Origin of the sequence: Evansella halocellulosilytica (assembly GCF_002335745.1) — a bacterium.
In the GTDB taxonomy this organism is placed as follows: domain Bacteria; phylum Bacillota; class Bacilli; order Bacillales; family Salisediminibacteriaceae; genus Bacillus_CA; species Bacillus_CA halocellulosilytica.
On sequence record NZ_NIST01000001.1, the window covers coordinates 1,757,263 to 1,774,410 of the forward strand.

Genomic DNA, 17,148 nt, shown 5'->3' on the forward strand with positions numbered 1-17,148 from the left:
AAAATAGTAAGTATAAGCCAGCAATTCCATATAACAAACTAATATCAAAACATCATGATAAGCAGAGGATAGCGCCGTTAGGGTATTCTTCTGCTTACTTTTATGTACAGAGTTTAACATTACAGTATTTGAAAGGAGTTAATTCTTTGATAGAAAAAGTAGTTATTAAAAATTATAAATCAATTGAATATCTAGATTTAAAACTAGATGATGAAATGAATATTCTGGTTGGCAATAATGAACAAGGGAAATCTACTATATTAGAAGCCGTTAATTTAGCGCTAACAAGTACATTAAATAAACGAAATATACATAATGAGTTAAACCCCTTTCTTTTTAATAAAAAAGTTGTTGAAGACTACATAAACAATATTGCACATGGTAAACAGGAGGTCCCTCCTAACATACTTATAGAATTATATTTAAAGGAAAATGATCAGATTATATCGTGGAAAGGGTCAAACAATTTAAAAAAAGAAAATACATGCGGCATAAGTTTATCCATTGAGTTTGATGATGATTATACTGAAGAATATCAACAATATATAGAACAATCTACTAATATAAAAAACATACCAATTGAGTATTATAAAGTTAATTGGTATTCATTTGCATCTAATCCAATAACTCCGCGAAGTAATCCAGTTAAATGTGTATTAATCGATCCAACGGAAGGAAAAACATGGAGTGGTACGGATAGATATATTTCAAGCGTAATTGGTGATGTTTTAGAACCGAAACAACGTGCAACCCTTAACTTTAATTTCAGAGATATTAAAGAGAGGTTCTCTGAAATTGAATCAATATCACAGATTAATAATACACTCTCTGAAAAAACTGGAGAAATCTCAGATAAAGAACTTGCTATTTCTTTAGATATATCTCAAAAAAATGGATGGGAATCCAATTTAACTGCATATTTGGACGATATTCCTTTTGATTTTATCGGAAAGGGAGAACAAAATTCAGTAAAATTGAAATTATCTCTTGAATCAAATGCTGATGAAGCTCAGATAGTTCTAATTGAAGAACCAGAAAATCACTTATCCCATTCTAATATGTATAAATTAATTAATCAGATTACAGAAAAATGTAAGGGGAAACAGCTAATAATCACAACACATAGCACTTATGTTTTAAATAAACTAGGCTTAGACAAAGTAGTATTGATGAATAATAGCAATCACATGACATTAAGAGATCTAAACCAAGATACATATACTTATTTTAAAAAACTACCCGGTTACGATACACTTCGATTATTGCTAGCTGATAAAGCCATTTTAGTTGAAGGACCATCAGATGAGTTAATTGTTCAAAAAGCCTATTATCAGGAGTATAATAGACTTCCAATCGAAGATGGTATCGATGTCATAACAGTAAGAGGATTGTCATTTAAACGTTTTTTAGAGATTGCTGATTTATTAAAAAAGGAAGTGGCTGTTGTCACTGATAATGACGGAAATGTTGATAAAAATATTATTAAAAAATATGGTGACCATTATCTTAATCATCCTAAAATCAAAATTTGCTACAGTGAGGACACAAGATACGCAACGCTGGAACCACAGATAGTATCAGTGAATGAGTTATCTGTTTTAAATGATATTTTTGGTAAAAATTATACTTCTAAGGAAGAGCTTATTAAATATATGACAAGTTCAGGAAATAAAAGTGAGTGTGCGATGTGTATATTTGATTCAAATAAACAAATTGTTATACCGGAGTATATAAATGAAGCCATTAAATAATAAGGTAATAATTGCTGCTGCAGGTTCAGGGAAGTCGTCAGATCTAGTTGACAAAGCATTGCACTATAATGACAAGCGAATATTGATAACTACATTTACAATAGATAATACAAAAGAAATTGAGAAAAAGTTTTTTGACAAGCTTGGATATATCCCAAAAAATGTTGTTGTTCAAACATGGTATTCCTTTTTACTAAGGGAATGTGTAAGACCTTATCAAAATCTATTATATGAGAAGAAAAGAATTGAAAATATAGAATTCGTTAATGGTCAATCTACACGTTATGTAGCAAAAAAGGATATTGAAAATTACTATTTCAGAGATGGTAAGTATATTTACACCGATAAATTATGTGATTTCATACTTGAAGTTAACTCAATATCAGGTGGTTTGGTTATTGAACGATTAGAGAGTATATATGATATCGTTATGATTGATGAGGTACAGGACCTAGCGGGTACAGATTTAGATTTCCTTTATCTATTATTAAAATCTAATATACATAATATTATAGTTGGAGATAACCGTCAGGCTACCTACTTCACCAATAATTCAAGGAGAAATAAAAAATATAGAGGACAAACCATATTTGATTTGTTTAGTGAATGGCGGGAAGAAGGATTGTGTTCCATTGAATACAAGACAGACTGCTTCCGATGTAACCAGTTAATATGTGATATAGCTGATTCTCTTTATCCTGAGATGCCTAAAACCACTTCCCTAAATGGTGAACAAACCGGACATGATGGTGTTTTCTATATTCGAAGCAGTGAAGTTTTTGAATATGTAAAAAAATATTCTCCTGTTGTGCTGAGATATGATAAGAGGACAAAAAATATACCGGAAATTTATTCACCCTTAAATTTTGGCAAGTCTAAAGGACTTACGTTTGATAGAGTTCTTATTTATCCAAATGGCCCAGTAAATAAATTTTTAAAAGGCGATTATAAAGCAGTAAGTAGTCCAAAAACTAAAGCGGGCTTATATGTTGCTTTAACTAGAGCTAGGTACAGTGTGGTGTTTGTAACGGATCAAAAGATGATCTCGAATGAGTTAGTTAAAGGATATACATTGAGTGATAGTATGGACGTACCAGTTTATACGTAATATTTGTTAAGGTTCAAGATTAAATTTACTGTTTAGATAGGTGACTTAAATGAAACTTTTATTATGTTTAGAATGTAACGATATTTTTAGCCTTGATCTAAAAATGAAAAAGTGTAGCTGTGCAAAGACAAAAGGCCGATACATAGACAATCTTAATGCAATTTATGAGGGAGATAGTGCTATGCCTATAGGTTTTAGTAACCCAAGTTTAAAAGAAGCTATCCTAAATCAACCAGATAAGGGAATGGGCAAAGAGTTTACGGCATTCACAATACCAAGAAACTGTCCAACATTTATTAAGAAAGGATAGTAAAAATAAGTAAAAGTTATCTCTGTGGTTTTTCTATTTTGATATTCATATGAAGTAGAGTATATAAAATCACAAACATCTAGAAAAGGGATTGAAATGTTAATAACTAAGCGGTTATTTAGTTGATGTATAATTAATATTAGGGAAACAACTAACAGGTGAATAACCGGATAAAAGATAATTTGCAAAAAGCAACTGGGAGATTAATATATGTTAAAAAAAGTAAAATTGGCCAACTGTAAATCTATAAAGAAATTAGATATAAAATTAGATAAAAATAACTGTCTTATTGGTCAAAATGGGGTTGGCAAAACAACCTTTATTAAAGCTTTACAATATTTTTATGACTCTCTGGAAGGTAAAAAAGTTGATTTTACAATATTTGATAAAAATAACCCTTATAATGAACATACCGAAATTGAGCTAATATTTGATTTTAACTATTTTATCAAGGCTCATGAAGGTTATTCATTAAAAAGGGCCATTGGTGAGATTAAGCAAAGCGAGTTTATGAATTATCTTGGAGAATTAATTACATTTGTAGATGAAAATAATATGTTAGCTATTAAATTATATATAGACAAAGATGGTAATAAAGAATGGACACCGAGATTATCTTTTGAATTGCGTAAAGTTCTTAAAACAGTTTATCCATTCTACTATATATCTGTTAAAAATAATGAAGATACAAATTGGGAAACATTATGGGAAATGGTAGGCGATATGGCTAAACTACCTCGTTTTAACTTGGAAGAGAATCTTGAGAATTTCACACAACAACATTATGGAGCTTCATTTGGTAAAATTATAGAAATAATAAAAAATAAGTTTGACAGTAACAATATAATAATTAATCCTTTTACCAATCAAGAGAAATTCTTAAATACAATTAAACTGCAATTAGGTGGGGAAAAATTAACGTATAAATATAAAGATTTAAGTTTTTTTTCGGAAGGGACAAACTCGTTTAATTATCTTCAGTTATATTGTAGTTTAGTGGCAAAGATAGCAGAACAAAAATTAAAGATTCCTTTACTCCTACTAGATGAACCGGAAGTTGGGTTGCATCCAAAGTTTATAGATGATTTAATGGATAACTTAATAAGAGATGAAAATAAAAATCAAACTATTATAGTCACGCATGCACCTAGAGTTTTAAAAAATATAATGAAAAAAAGTCAAGGTTACAACATTCTACATGCAACTAACAAGAGGAATGACTATGCAGACATAACGATAATTAACCAGTTTCAAGATCATAGGGAAAAGAACATAATATCTGATGAAGAAGCCAGCTACTATTTTTCTGAACAAATTGTATTTGTTGAAGGTGATACAGAATTAGAGTTATTTAACAATAAATATTTATTGACTCTTTTTCCTTTTTTAAGAAAAGTAGACTTTTACTCATACGATGGAGACACTGTAAATATCTCAACGATACATCCAGAGATAAGAAATACGAAAATACCGTATTTAATTATTGTAGATAATGATTATATTTTTGAAGTCAATGATGTGGGAACACCCGTATTAAAACATGGGAAAAAGGATTTTCTTAATCCGTTGGATAATATAAAGTTTAAAAAGCAGCATGAAAAAGAAATATTTCATTTTGGGGAAAACAGAAAATTATATGATATTAGAACTAAAATAAATTTACTGAGTTCTTATAAATATAGTTTAAATAAATATTGGTGTACAGTTTATGGTGATTATTTTATAACATTTAAGGAATTGATTAAGGACTATTGTCTAAAATATAAAGTGTTTCCGGTTAACACAACGATTGAAGGTTCTTTGGTGAATTATAATAATATAAATTTATTTAAGGATTGGTTAATAGAGAAACATCCACACGATCAAAGATATATAAGTGATTTATTTAATATATCCAGTAATAACGAGACTTTAACAACAACATTTCGTCTAATTGTTAATGGAAAATACGACACCTTAAAGAATGTAATGAAAGATAAAAAAACAAATTCTTTTCCTGAAAACATTAGAAAGTCATATCTTTTAATTCATAGACTTAGAGCTAAATATGATAAAACCTCTGGTTGGGTAACTGAATGGCTAGATTATGTTTTTAATAAAGAGATAAATATTCACGAATCAAGAGAGGAACAGGTAGAACAGTTTAGTATTTACTTTCCGGAACTCTACGATATAATAAAAAATATATATAAGTTGGATTAGAGGGAGTAGCAAGGAATATTAGTATAGAATATTCCATACCTTGAGAATTATATTCCAGTTATTTCTACATAGAATGACATCGGTTGGATATAAAAAGCCAAGGGTCTAGTGTTACTATTAGAAGTGCCGGCCGCCGCTATAATTTGTTATCATGTTGTATGGGATCACTGTTATTATCGCTGCTTAGGCGCTACGCGTAATTGTGAGAAAGTACTCCCTCTTCTCTAAAAAAGAGGACACGTTATGCAAATATACATATATAAGGAAGATTTCTTTTATAATAAGATACTATCCACCTCAAAAACACAAGTTGAAGAAATTTTAAATGATAAAAATAGATATTATACAAAAAGAAAAATTCCCAAAAAAAATGGTTTTCGTACAATCAACTGCCTTGAAAAAAACTCTGCTTTATCAAAAATTCAACAAAGCATTCGTCTTAACTTCCTTAATAAAGTATCTATTCCAAATTATGTTTATGGTTTTGTATCAGGTCAATCATATAGCGATTACCTCAAACCACACGTTAGACAAAAGTATTTTTTGAGACTGGACATTAAGAACTTTTTTGAGAATATTACAAGTCAAACTATTGAATCTGTATTTAGTTATTATTTTCGACTAAATACTAATACAAATAATGATGAAGAATTACAATTTTTTATTGATTTAGTCACTTTAAATGGAAAGTTACCACAAGGTGCAATTACATCTCCTACTATATCTAATATTGTATTCAGGCAATTAGATATTAGGATAAATAAGTACTGCAAAAAATTTAATATTAACTACTCTAGATATGCCGATGATCTTTTATTTTCTTCTGATAATGATTTCTTGCACAAGGAGTTCTTTATAAAAAAAATTAAATATATCTTATCCTCAAGAGGATTCGAAATAAATAAACATAAAATCAGATATGAGCAAGATTCTATTTCTTTAAATGGATTTGTTATAGAGGAAAACATACGGCTTTCAAGGAGCAAATTAAAAGGCTTATCAAAGGTTTTATTTATAATTGATAAGCATAAGAATAACTTAGACACAACGAAAGTAATTTCTGAGATTAACGATGGTGGATTTAATAAAGAAATTAAAAATAAATATTCGCTACTAAATTATTTAGCTGGGTATAGGGCATTTTTATTACAATTTTTAGATAGAGAAAATTTAGAGGATTATAATAATAAAAAAATCAATAGGTATGTTATTAGAATACAGAATGCCATCGAACTGTTATATCAGTAACTAGATACTTAATAATGGTTAAATTGTATTGTTTGCATTAATAAGAAAAAAACATTAAATCGTAAATGAATACAGGCATTAGAGTTTACCTTCTCCGCCAAGTTTTTTACCAGCAGTTTGTCACGAAGTTCATTCTTATAATACGCATTAATTTTGGTGAAAATGTTCTCCCATAGCTTTGTTAAAATTGTGTTATGAACTTTTCGTAGATTGTAAATATATCCTCGTTCTGTAGGAAGTAAAGATAGTGTTTTTAAAAGTGTCAAATTAAAAAGTAAATCTGTTTGTAAAAAATTAAACAAATCCAGCCGACCCTGATTTCGTAAAAGCAATCTTTTTCGATTTCGGGTTTTTTTTTCATGCCATCTCTTGTCCCGGTAAGAGTATCTTCTCTTTTTTACCTCTTATTTCGCAAAATTATCTTATAATGCTAGACAATCATTCAGTATATATTTATTAGGGATATATACTTAATAGTTGACTTTTTATTAAAATAATCTAAAATAATACTTAATAGGAGGGTTGTGAATGATTAATTTAGAAAAAGAGGTTGTTAAATCAATTGTAAATACTTTGGTCGTAAAGGACCCCGAATCACGTCAATTATATTTACAATCTATTAATAATGAATCTGGACAAGGTACACAGAATAGTAGATACACCCAAAGGTGGGATTTCCGATATAACAGTATTCTGCAAATTTGTGAAAAATTTGACCTAAAGTCAATAAAATTAGGCCGAGGTAAGTTATGGGAAGCCATACTTATTCATGGACCAGAAGATGAAATTTACGTGTTCTTTAGTAAAGCAAATTTAAAAAGAATCATTAGACGTGGTAAGGATAATCATTATCTAAGGTTGCTTAATCTATTTAATCAAGAGCTTGATGAAATACAGAGTTTCGATTCACAGTTGACACTCCCTTTTTTCCATGAAGAAGAAAAGGAGAAAGCTGACTTAAAACAGCAAGCAAGAGAAATGCTACATATGATGGAAACTGATCCTAATAAGGTTATTGTTTTCGCCTTTGACACCTCGTTTATTTCAACTGTTAAAGCGTTTGCTTTTAATACTAAACATGAGACGGTATGGGAAAAAGATTTAACAGAACTTATAGATGTCAATTACAATCTAGTATTGAAAGACGATAGTATTGACCCAGATAAACGTGATAGTCGTACTACTCATAAAACAAAAAAAGAAAAGAAACGCATTGTAAAGTTAAAAAGCTAATAAATTGAGTTTGGAGATAGTTACTATGAAAAAGATATTTAATGGAACACGGTTAAAGGAAGCGAGACTTTTCAATAAGTTGACCATTACTGAATTAGCTGAGAAATTAAATGTCACAAAGCAAATGATTTCAAAATACGAAAATGGAAATAGTGATCCTAGTTTTGAAAAATCACTTCAAATAAATAATATCTTAGGATATCCAAGAGAGTTTTTTTATACAACAGACAAATATTCCATTGAAAATGAAGGTACTTTTTTTAGATCAAGATTAACTGCGACTCAGAAGTCTAAAGAGCCTGCTTCAATTGCTCTTAAATATTCAGTTATTGTACGTGATTTTTTAGAACAGTATATAGATTTTCCTGCTTTACAGGAAAGAGAAATCTATGAAGGGAAAGATGACCCCGAAGAAATTGCTTTAAGCCTCAGAAAATGTATGGATTTAGGTGTTGACCCTATACAGGATATTATCGAAGTTGCAGAATTAATGGGATTTACAGTTATAAATATGGATTATCAAGAAGATAAAGTTGATGCTTTTAGTAGTATGAATACCGTTAACGGTAACAGTTATTTTGTAATTACAACAGGCGACTCAGGTTCGTTTTACAGGCAACAATTTAGTATTGCTCATGAAATAGGTCATTGGGTGCTTCATCAAAATATAAATCCGCAAGAATTAGATAAAGATGAATATAAGATTATTGAAAATGAAGCTAATAATTTTGCTTCTATATTTTTAATGCCAAGAGAATCTTTTGGAAATGAATTAAAGTCGAAAATAGTCGATGAAATAGACACATATTATAGTCTTAAAAGAAAATGGAATGTTTCTATGGCAGCTATGATTAAGCGAGCAAGAGATTTGAATGTAATTTCAGCAGAGCAAGAAGTAAAATTATATAAGCAAATGCACTATAGAAAATGGAGAAATCCAGAACCTTTTGATTTGAAAACAAAAGTAACTTTACCTGTAGCTTTCAAACAATCTTTAGAATTGTTAATTGATGAAAATATTCTGCTAGGGCATGATATTCCATTGAAGATTGCTGAACAATATAACTTATATCTTACACCTAAGATGTTGGCAATGATTTGTGGTGTTGAACCTGCTTTATTTATGGATAACAGCCAATCAAAAGTTGTTTTGAAAATAAAAGATTTTAAAAATAAGCAAAGTAGTTAGTTATAAAAACAAATTTAAAGAGCGAGCTTGCTATTTAGAATGGAAAGTTATGCAGAACAAATTTATAGAATATAGTCATATAGAAAAGTCGCTTTGTAGAGTTTGTTGAATTCTAAAAGTGACTTTTTTTATAGCGTGAGTAACCTTTAATTTACTTCCAAATAAATAATTTCGCGCTATCATTTATTGGAATTAAATCATAGCTGTTCATAAGCAAGGAGAGATACTATGGAAACAAGAGTCTATGAGCGAGAGAACTTATATAAAGAGGTTTGGGAAGTACCTATGAATACTCTTTCTAAACGTTACGGTGTGTCAGATGTAGCGCTGCGTAAGCAATGTATAAAAATGGACATACCCTTGCCCAAAGCTGGCCATTGGGTAAAAGTTAAATCAGGCTATAAAGTTGATATTCCACCATTACCAAAATCAGATGGACCAGATAAAATAGAGGTTACGATAAATTCTAGCGATTCATTTAGTAAAAATATGGACAACTTGCTTTTGTTTTTGTCTGAGGAGCAACGTCAAAAGGTTAAAAAATATTGTTCATCATTAATAGTTCCACATAAACTAACGAAGCCTCATGATTTGATAATAGATACAAAACAATACCACCGCTCTAAGAATGTGAATACAAAACCTTCTAAGAGTAGGGTTATGTACTTGAATATATCTGACGAACAAAAAGACCGTGCATACCGGATATATAATACCCTTTTTAAAGCATTAGAATATTTAGGATATACGATAGAATTAAAAGCACCTAAGTTTCATGGATATTATCAAAATAATGAATTGCATATCCGTCTTGATGCGGATACTGTTCCTGTATTTTTAAGAGAAAAGCAGAGAAGAATTGAACATAAGCCGACTAAGGAAGAGTTGCAAAGTAGTTTTTCTACTCCAACCTATGATTATGAACGAACTGGAATGCTTCATCTCGGTATAGATTCATATCATGCAAAGCGTAAAAACTGGAATGATACTGAAACCAAAAAAATAGAAGAGAATATTGGGGAAATTGTAATATGGATAATGGAAGCAATTCATGTTGAAAAGCGTATAAGAGAAAAACGTGAATTAGAAAATAATCGACGTTTAGAAGAGGAAATTATTCAGCAAGAGATAGCGATGAAAAAAGAAGAGGAATTGAAACGTTTTGAATTATTGAATCAACATGCTAATGATTGGGATAAAGCCGTCCGGATAAGAAAATTTGCATATGAAATTGAGAAAGAAATAGCAAAAGTTGATAAGGAAGAAGATAAAGAAAAATTATTACAATGGTTAAAATGGGCAAAGGGTAAAGCTGACTGGATTGATCCTCTTACTGATGGTACTGATGAATTACTTGGAGATAGAATTAGTTTATTTAGGGAAATTTTAGAACCTGACAGTGAAGCTTAATAAAAGTTACAAGAGATCGGTAACGACTTGGTTAAAGGGTTAACAAATTGTAGTACAATATTAAAATGGAACAGGTTTGATAGAAAGCTGACAATGATTAGCGGACGAAGAAGAACGTATTACTAAAGCTGGCTATTTCGGAATAAATGTTAGTTAGTAAAATGAATTATTAAGGTAAACACCACTACATCAATATGTCTGCGATCACTACTCAAGCCATGTTGAGTGCGTGGCCCAAATTGTTAAAAAGACACCTAATTAAAAATACATTTTGCCTAACGACCCTGATTTCGTAAAAAACTTTTGCAAATTCAGGGTATTTTTGTCGTTAACTTTAGTTTACTTTGATTACTTAATTATTGACGCTGATGAAAGAAGCCTTTATAATGAAAATATATTCATTCATCAAAAAAGGAGAATACGTATGCAAGCAGAAGAATGTAAGCTTACGATTATTAAAGCAAATAAAATAGATAAACATATCGATGTAAGAAATCAAATGGCCCAAATATTTGCTGAAGGCTTTTCTCAATGGCTCGGTTATTTTTCAAAAGATAAGAACATTCTTGCGAAGGCTTTTGCACATATGTTTGTTTTAGATCAGTTCTATGTAGCTATAGTAGGTAATAAAGTTGCAGGAATGACTGCATGTACAGATGGAAACTCACTGTCAGTACGATTAAATAAAAATGAGTTGAGAAAGCACTTAGGTTTTATCAAAGGGAGTATGGCGGGGATCATTCTTAAAAAGGAATTTGAAGCTCCCTATGAAGATTTTCCAACTAATACTGGATCGATTGAGTTTGTTGGAACAGCTGTTGAATTCAGAGGGAAGCGTGTGGCCTCACAAATTTTCCAGTATATTATTCAAAACACCCCGTATAACGATTATGTAATTGAAGAGGTTGCTGATACGAATATTCCAGCAATGCGCTTGTATGAGAAGTTAGGGTTTGAAGTATACAAGCGAAAGCCTATTCCGAAAAGAATAGCGAAGAGAAACGGAATTAATAATTTATTGTCATTGAGATACGTGAAAAAATAAGGATAGAATTTCTTGTTAAAGGAGGGAGAACGATTGCCTAGAACAAAAGAACAATTTGAAGCAATGAGACTAGCTACTAAAGACAAAATACATTCTGCTGCGATTAAACTATTTGCTAAGAAAGGCTTTTCGGCAACTGGAGTTCAAGATATTGCAGACAGTGCTGGCATTAGCACCGGTCTATTATATCGCCATTACAAAACGAAAGATGAATTATTTAATGAACTTGTTTCCTATGCTACAGTTGGGATAGAAAATTTGGTTAAACGGTTTGAAAGCGACTTGTCTCCATATGACATTATCCGAGAGTTTACGCTAGAGATTTTAAATGATTTTAAGAAAGATGACGAATTCGCAAACTTTCTGATGATTATGAGCCAGGCATTTACAATGGATCATCCATCCCATCAAGTTCAACTACTTAAAAAGCAAAGTGAAGCCATGATGGAACAAACTGCGATTTTGATCGAAAAAGGCCAGAAACTTGGTCAGTTTAAAGATGGAGATGTTACAGAAATGGCGTATTACTATTTCGCCTCAATACAAGGGCTAGCTATGATGAAACTATTACTAGGTGAACAATTTATAACACCACGATTAAATATCGTGACAGCTTCTTTAGTGAAGGAAGACTATTTAGATTAAAAAGGAGAGGTATTCCAAAAATACTACATCGAACTAAAAATTAAAATTGCTAATCTCCTCCTGATTTCGTGAAATAAACATTTACGTTTTAGTTGCTCCCTTATTTGCGATTATTAGGAGAATACTACGTTAGTAGTACTAAGTATGTGGAAGAGAGAGTTTGACGATAGGAATAAGTATATCTATAATTTTAGTATCTTGTAAGGTTGCAAAGGGATGAGTGTAATGAAAAAAGCAGACAAAATGGCCTCCTAAATATAAAATCCAAAATTTTAGGAGGCGTTGAAAATGGAATTCAATATGATAGACCGAAAGAATTGGTATCGAAAAGAGTATTTTGAACACTATTTACAACAACAAACAACATTTAGCATTACAAATGAAATAAATATTACTATTCTTATGGAGAACTTGAAGAAAAAGAATTATACGTTATACCCAGCGTTTATTTATATGATTACAAAAATAGCTAATTCGTATAAAGAATTTAGAACAAGTTTCAACTCAAAAGGACAATTAGGTTATTGGACAGAGGTATTGCCTTTTTATACAATTTTTGATAAAAAGACATACACATTTTCAAGCATTTGGTCACCAAACTTTACTACGTTTTCTAAGTTTCATTCTCAATATAAGAAAGATGTAGAAAAATATAATGGGAAGAGTCGATTGTTTCCACAAACGACGATTCCAGAAAATAATATACCGATATCTATGATTCCTTGGAGTTCTTTTACTGGATTTAATTTGAATATTAATAATAAGGGTGATTACCTTTTACCGATTATTACAGGTGGTAAATATTTACAAGTAGATGGTGAATTATTTATGCCTGTCTCATTACAAGTTCATCATGCTGTGTGTGATGGTTTCCATGCAAGTCTTTTCATGAATGAATTACAAAAATTAGCTGATGAAAGTGTTGAATGGGTATAGATGTTTAGTTTATTCTGCGAAAGGAACTGTTTAATCAGTTCCTTTTTTTAGAAAAACAAGTATTTCACATGCTTTACCATCAACCAACTTGCAAAATGTTGGAACCCACAGGTAAAATAAACATTCATCATGCGGTCTATACTATTAAAATTGACTACAGTCAATCGATACTGAACGAAAACATCATACTCGTAGGAGAATTAGCAATGGAATTTCTGAATTTTAGTACGATCATGGTCGGACTTATTACAGTTTTAAACATCTTATTCGCTTTAATTGTGATATTTGTTGAACGAAGAGACGTGAGCTCTGTTTGGGCATGGCTTTTAGTCTTGTTTTTTCTTCCAATATTGGGGTTTATTGTCTACATCTTTTTTGGACGGCAACTAAAGCAAAAAAACTTTTACAAGCTGTCAAATGAAGAGAGACACTTTTTACGTGAAGCAGTAAACGAGCAGATTGATCAATTAGATCATTCGGATCTAAACGAGAAGCCTATGCTCCAAAAGTATGCCGATTTAATTAGGATGAACTTGAAATCATCGAATGCCTTTCTTTCTGACGATAATGACATCACGATTTTTCACGATGGAAAAGATAAATTTGACTCATTATTTGCAGATATTCGAGCTGCGAAAAAAGAGATTAATATTCAATATTATATTATCCAGCGGGATTCCTTGGCGGAAAAGTTACGAGACGAGCTAACAAAGACAGCGAAGGAAGGAGTAATGGTTCGAGTTCTTTATGATGAAGTTGGCTCAAGGAGGATGAGTCGTGCTTTTTTCAAAGAACTGCTGGAGAACGGAGGAGAAGTGGAAGTTTTCTTTCCTTCTTTTCTCAAATTAATTAATCTCAGAATAAATAACCGTAACCATCGAAAGCTCTGCATCATTGATGGAAAAATTGCTTATATTGGCGGTTTCAATATTGGTAATGAGTATTTGGGACTTAATAAGAGATTCGGAAATTGGCGTGATACTCATTTAAGAATCAAAGGTGAGGCAGTTAATCATATTCAGGGAAGGTTTATACTGGATTGGAAACAAGCGACGAACCAAGAGAAGATAGACTATGAAGCATATTCAATGAACCAAAGTCGCTATCATGCGAACAGTATGATTCAAATCATTTCGAGTGGCCCGAATTCCCGGACGGAGCATTTAAAAAATATGTACTTAAAGCTCATTATGTCTGCTAAGAAAAGCGTGTATATTCAATCTCCTTATTTTGTTCCAGATGGCAGCTTTATGGATGCTTGTAAGATGGCCTTACTATCTGGGATTGATGTTCGGATTATGATTCCGAGTAAACCTGACCATCCTTTTGTGTATTGGGCAAACTTGGCTTATGCTGGCGAGCTTCTATCATATGGAGCTAAAATTTTGCAATATAATAATGGCTTTTTACATGCTAAAACAATTGTCGTTGACCAAGAGGTAGCCTCTGTTGGAACGACTAACATCGATATGCGCAGCTTCAGGCTGAACTTCGAGGTAAATGCCATCATTTATGATAAAAAAATTGCTCAACATCTGTATGATTTGTTTGAAGAAGACAGTCGTGAAAGCTTGGATTTAACTCTTGAACAGTATGAAAAACGTTCAGGTTGGGTCCGGTTTAAAGAATCAATCTCCCGCCTTCTCTCGCCAATTTTGTAGGTGAGATGATCACGGATTGATTCAAGTAATGGTTCCATCTGTTAAGCATTACATTTTCGTAACATATAGCAGAGACTGTCACTTTTTTAGGCAGATCCAAAGAAAAACCGCCGTCAATAAACTGACGGCGGTTCGTTTATACTCTTAATTACTCGTTACTTGAGCTGCTTTCGTGTCAACTGGATTAAGGTCGAAACGGTCTGCATTCATTACTTTAACCCATGCATTAATAAAGTCACGGACAAATTTTTCTTTATTATCGTCTTGAGCGTAAACTTCTGCAAGGGCACGTAGAACAGAGTTAGAACCGAACACGAGGTCAACTCTCGTTGCAGTACGTACGACTTCACCTGTTTTGCGGTCGCGTCCTTCATATACGTTGTGGTCAACAGGCTTCCATTCGATTCCCATGTCAAGCAAGTTCACAAAGAAGTCGTTTGTGAGAGTACCGACACTGTTCGTGAAGACGCCGTGCTGAGTACCACCGTAATTCGTACCAAGCACACGCATGCCGCCAATAAGAGCTGTCATTTCTGGTGCAGTTAATGTTAGAAGCTGTGCTTTGTCAATAAGAAGTTCTTCTGGTCTTACTGCATATTCCTTCTTCAGATAGTTACGGAAACCATCAGCGTAAGGCTCTAGTACGTCGAAGCTTTCAGCATCCGTTTGTTCTTCGGTCGCATCACCTCGTCCAGGAGTAAACGGAACTGCTACGTCAAAGCCTGCATCTTTTGCAGCTTGTTCTACTGCGGCACTACCACCAAGTACAATTAAGTCAGCAATGCTCACTTTTTTATCAAGATGATTTTGAATGTTTTCAAGCACAGTAAGTACTTTTTCAAGTTGTTCCGGCTGGTTTACTTCCCAATCTTTTTGTGGAGCAAGTCGGATACGTGCACCATTGGCACCACCACGTTTATCTGAGCCGCGGAACGTGCTTGCAGAAGCCCACGCAGTTGTTACGAGCTCGCTAATTGTAAGTCCAGAATCAAGGATCTTCGCTTTCAGATCTTCGATTTCTGCATCTGTCAATTGATAATCAACTTTTGGAATAGGATCTTGCCAAATAAACTCTTCTTCTGGAACTTCTGGTCCAAGATAACGATCACGAGGGCCCATGTCACGGTGTAAAAGTTTAAACCAAGCACGTGCAAACGCATCAGCAAACTCGTCTGGATTTTGATGGAAACGACGAGAAATTTTTGCGAATTCAGGATCTTCACGTAATGCCATATCTGCAGTAGTCATCATCGTTTGTACACGTTTCGATGAATCTTCTGCATCAGGTGCAAGATGATCCTCTTTTGGATTAACAGGTTTCCATTGATGTGCACCAGCAGGGCTCTTCGTTAATTCCCATTCATATCCGAATAGCATATCAAAGAAGCTATTGTCCCACTGTGTCGGAGTAGGCGTCCAAGCACCTTCAATTCCACTCGTGATCGTATCAGAACCACGGCCACTGCCATATGTGTTGTTCCACCCTAGTCCTTGTGCTTCAAGTGGAGCTGCTTCTGGTTCTGGCCCAACATGCTTTTCGGCATCTCCAGCACCGTGCGCCTTCCCAAACGTATGCCCACCTGCTGTAAGAGCAACTGTTTCTTCATCGTTCATTCCCATACGACTAAAGGTTTCTCGAATATCACGGGCACTTGCAAGTGGATCTGGATTTCCGTTAGGACCTTCAGGGTTTACATAAATAAGCCCCATTTGAACAGCCGCAAGAGGATTTTCTAGATCGCGGTCGCCAGTGTAACGGTTGTCTCCGAGCCATTCTGTTTCAGTACCCCAGTAAATGTCTTCTTCTGGATGCCAAATATCTGGGCGTCCAGCTCCGAATCCAATTGTTTTACCTCCCATTGATTCGATCGCGACATTTCCTGCTAAAACAAGAAGGTCAGCCCAGGAGAGTTTGTTACCGTACTTCTGCTTAATTGGCCATAGTAATCTTCGTGCTTTATCAAGACTTGCGTTATCAGGCCAGCTGTTTAGTGGAGCAAAGCGTTGTGAACCTGTTCCGCCGCCACCGCGGCCGTCACCAGTTCGATACGTACCAGCTGCATGCCAAGACATACGGATAAAAAATGGACCGTAATGTCCGTAATCAGCTGGCCACCAATCTTGGCTGTCTGTCATTAACTCTGTAAGATCTTTCTTAAGCGCATCGTAGTCTAATTTTTTAAACTCTTCCGCATAATTAAAATCCTCATCCAAAGGATTGGATTTGGTGTCATGCTGCTGGAGAATATTCAAGTTCAGCGCATTTGGCCACCAGTCTTTATTTGTAGTACCGCTTGATTTGCTGCTCGTAGCACCACCATGGAACGGGCACTTTTCAATGTTGTTATTGTCTTTTGAATCCATACTTTTCCTCTCCTTTTATAAAAGATTGAGTAGTAAATAATTATGC

General features: G+C 33.1%; 13 protein-coding genes. 12 read left to right on the forward strand and 1 reads right to left on the reverse strand.

What is annotated here, in order from left to right; translation table 11 throughout:
* Nucleotides 1-146 precede the first annotated feature (146 nt).
* From CD001_RS08355 to cls, 12 genes are all read left to right on the forward strand, one after another.
* Nucleotides 147-1,751, forward strand: a complete 1,605-nt coding sequence (locus CD001_RS08355; protein ID WP_096187062.1) for an ATP-dependent nuclease — start codon at nucleotides 147-149, stop codon at nucleotides 1,749-1,751.
* Entirely contained in the window at nucleotides 1,735-2,859 is a 1,125-nt protein-coding gene (locus CD001_RS08360) for a UvrD-helicase domain-containing protein (protein ID WP_096187063.1), read from the forward strand. The genes CD001_RS08355 and CD001_RS08360 overlap by 17 nt, the downstream gene beginning before the upstream one ends.
* A gap of 49 nt (nucleotides 2,860-2,908) precedes the next feature.
* A complete protein-coding gene (locus CD001_RS08365; RefSeq protein ID WP_096187064.1) occupies nucleotides 2,909-3,169 on the forward strand; it encodes a hypothetical protein in 261 nt (86 codons plus the stop codon).
* 210 nt (nucleotides 3,170-3,379) lie between these two features.
* The gene (locus tag CD001_RS08370; RefSeq protein ID WP_096187065.1) at nucleotides 3,380-5,371 is read left to right on the forward strand and encodes a retron Eco8 family effector endonuclease; all 1,992 of its coding nucleotides are present in this window, start codon (nucleotides 3,380-3,382) and stop codon (nucleotides 5,369-5,371) included.
* A gap of 243 nt (nucleotides 5,372-5,614) precedes the next feature.
* Nucleotides 5,615-6,619 (forward strand): reverse transcriptase family protein, encoded by a 1,005-nt coding sequence (locus CD001_RS08375; RefSeq protein WP_096187066.1) that lies wholly within the window; start codon nucleotides 5,615-5,617, stop codon nucleotides 6,617-6,619.
* Between the two features lie 528 nt (nucleotides 6,620-7,147).
* Nucleotides 7,148-7,852, forward strand: coding sequence for a DUF5986 family protein (locus tag CD001_RS08380; RefSeq protein WP_096187067.1), 705 nt, complete (start codon nucleotides 7,148-7,150; stop codon nucleotides 7,850-7,852).
* A 25-nt stretch (nucleotides 7,853-7,877) separates the two neighbouring features.
* Nucleotides 7,878-9,041 (forward strand): XRE family transcriptional regulator, encoded by a 1,164-nt coding sequence (locus tag CD001_RS08385; RefSeq protein ID WP_096187068.1) that lies wholly within the window; start codon nucleotides 7,878-7,880, stop codon nucleotides 9,039-9,041.
* A gap of 228 nt (nucleotides 9,042-9,269) precedes the next feature.
* Nucleotides 9,270-10,451 carry a hypothetical protein gene (locus CD001_RS08390; protein WP_096187069.1) on the forward strand — a complete coding sequence of 394 codons (1,182 nt, stop codon included), beginning with the start codon at nucleotides 9,270-9,272 and terminating at the stop codon, nucleotides 10,449-10,451.
* Nucleotides 10,452-10,875: 424 nt separating this feature from the next.
* Nucleotides 10,876-11,496, forward strand: coding sequence for a GNAT family N-acetyltransferase (locus tag CD001_RS08395; protein WP_096187070.1), 621 nt, complete (start codon nucleotides 10,876-10,878; stop codon nucleotides 11,494-11,496).
* A 33-nt stretch (nucleotides 11,497-11,529) separates the two neighbouring features.
* Complete coding sequence (locus CD001_RS08400; RefSeq protein WP_096187071.1) at nucleotides 11,530-12,141, forward strand: TetR/AcrR family transcriptional regulator; 612 nt, start codon at nucleotides 11,530-11,532, stop codon at nucleotides 12,139-12,141.
* Nucleotides 12,142-12,429: 288 nt separating this feature from the next.
* Complete coding sequence (catA, locus tag CD001_RS08405; RefSeq protein ID WP_096187072.1) at nucleotides 12,430-13,077, forward strand: type A chloramphenicol O-acetyltransferase; 648 nt, start codon at nucleotides 12,430-12,432, stop codon at nucleotides 13,075-13,077.
* A 206-nt stretch (nucleotides 13,078-13,283) separates the two neighbouring features.
* The gene (cls, locus tag CD001_RS08410) at nucleotides 13,284-14,738 is read left to right on the forward strand and encodes a cardiolipin synthase (RefSeq protein WP_096187073.1); all 1,455 of its coding nucleotides are present in this window, start codon (nucleotides 13,284-13,286) and stop codon (nucleotides 14,736-14,738) included.
* 144 nt (nucleotides 14,739-14,882) lie between these two features.
* Here cls and katG read toward each other — a convergent pair whose 3' ends face one another.
* The gene (gene katG / locus CD001_RS08415) at nucleotides 14,883-17,102 is read right to left on the reverse strand and encodes a catalase/peroxidase HPI (RefSeq protein ID WP_096187074.1); all 2,220 of its coding nucleotides are present in this window, start codon (nucleotides 17,100-17,102) and stop codon (nucleotides 14,883-14,885) included.
* Nucleotides 17,103-17,148: the final 46 nt, after the last annotated feature.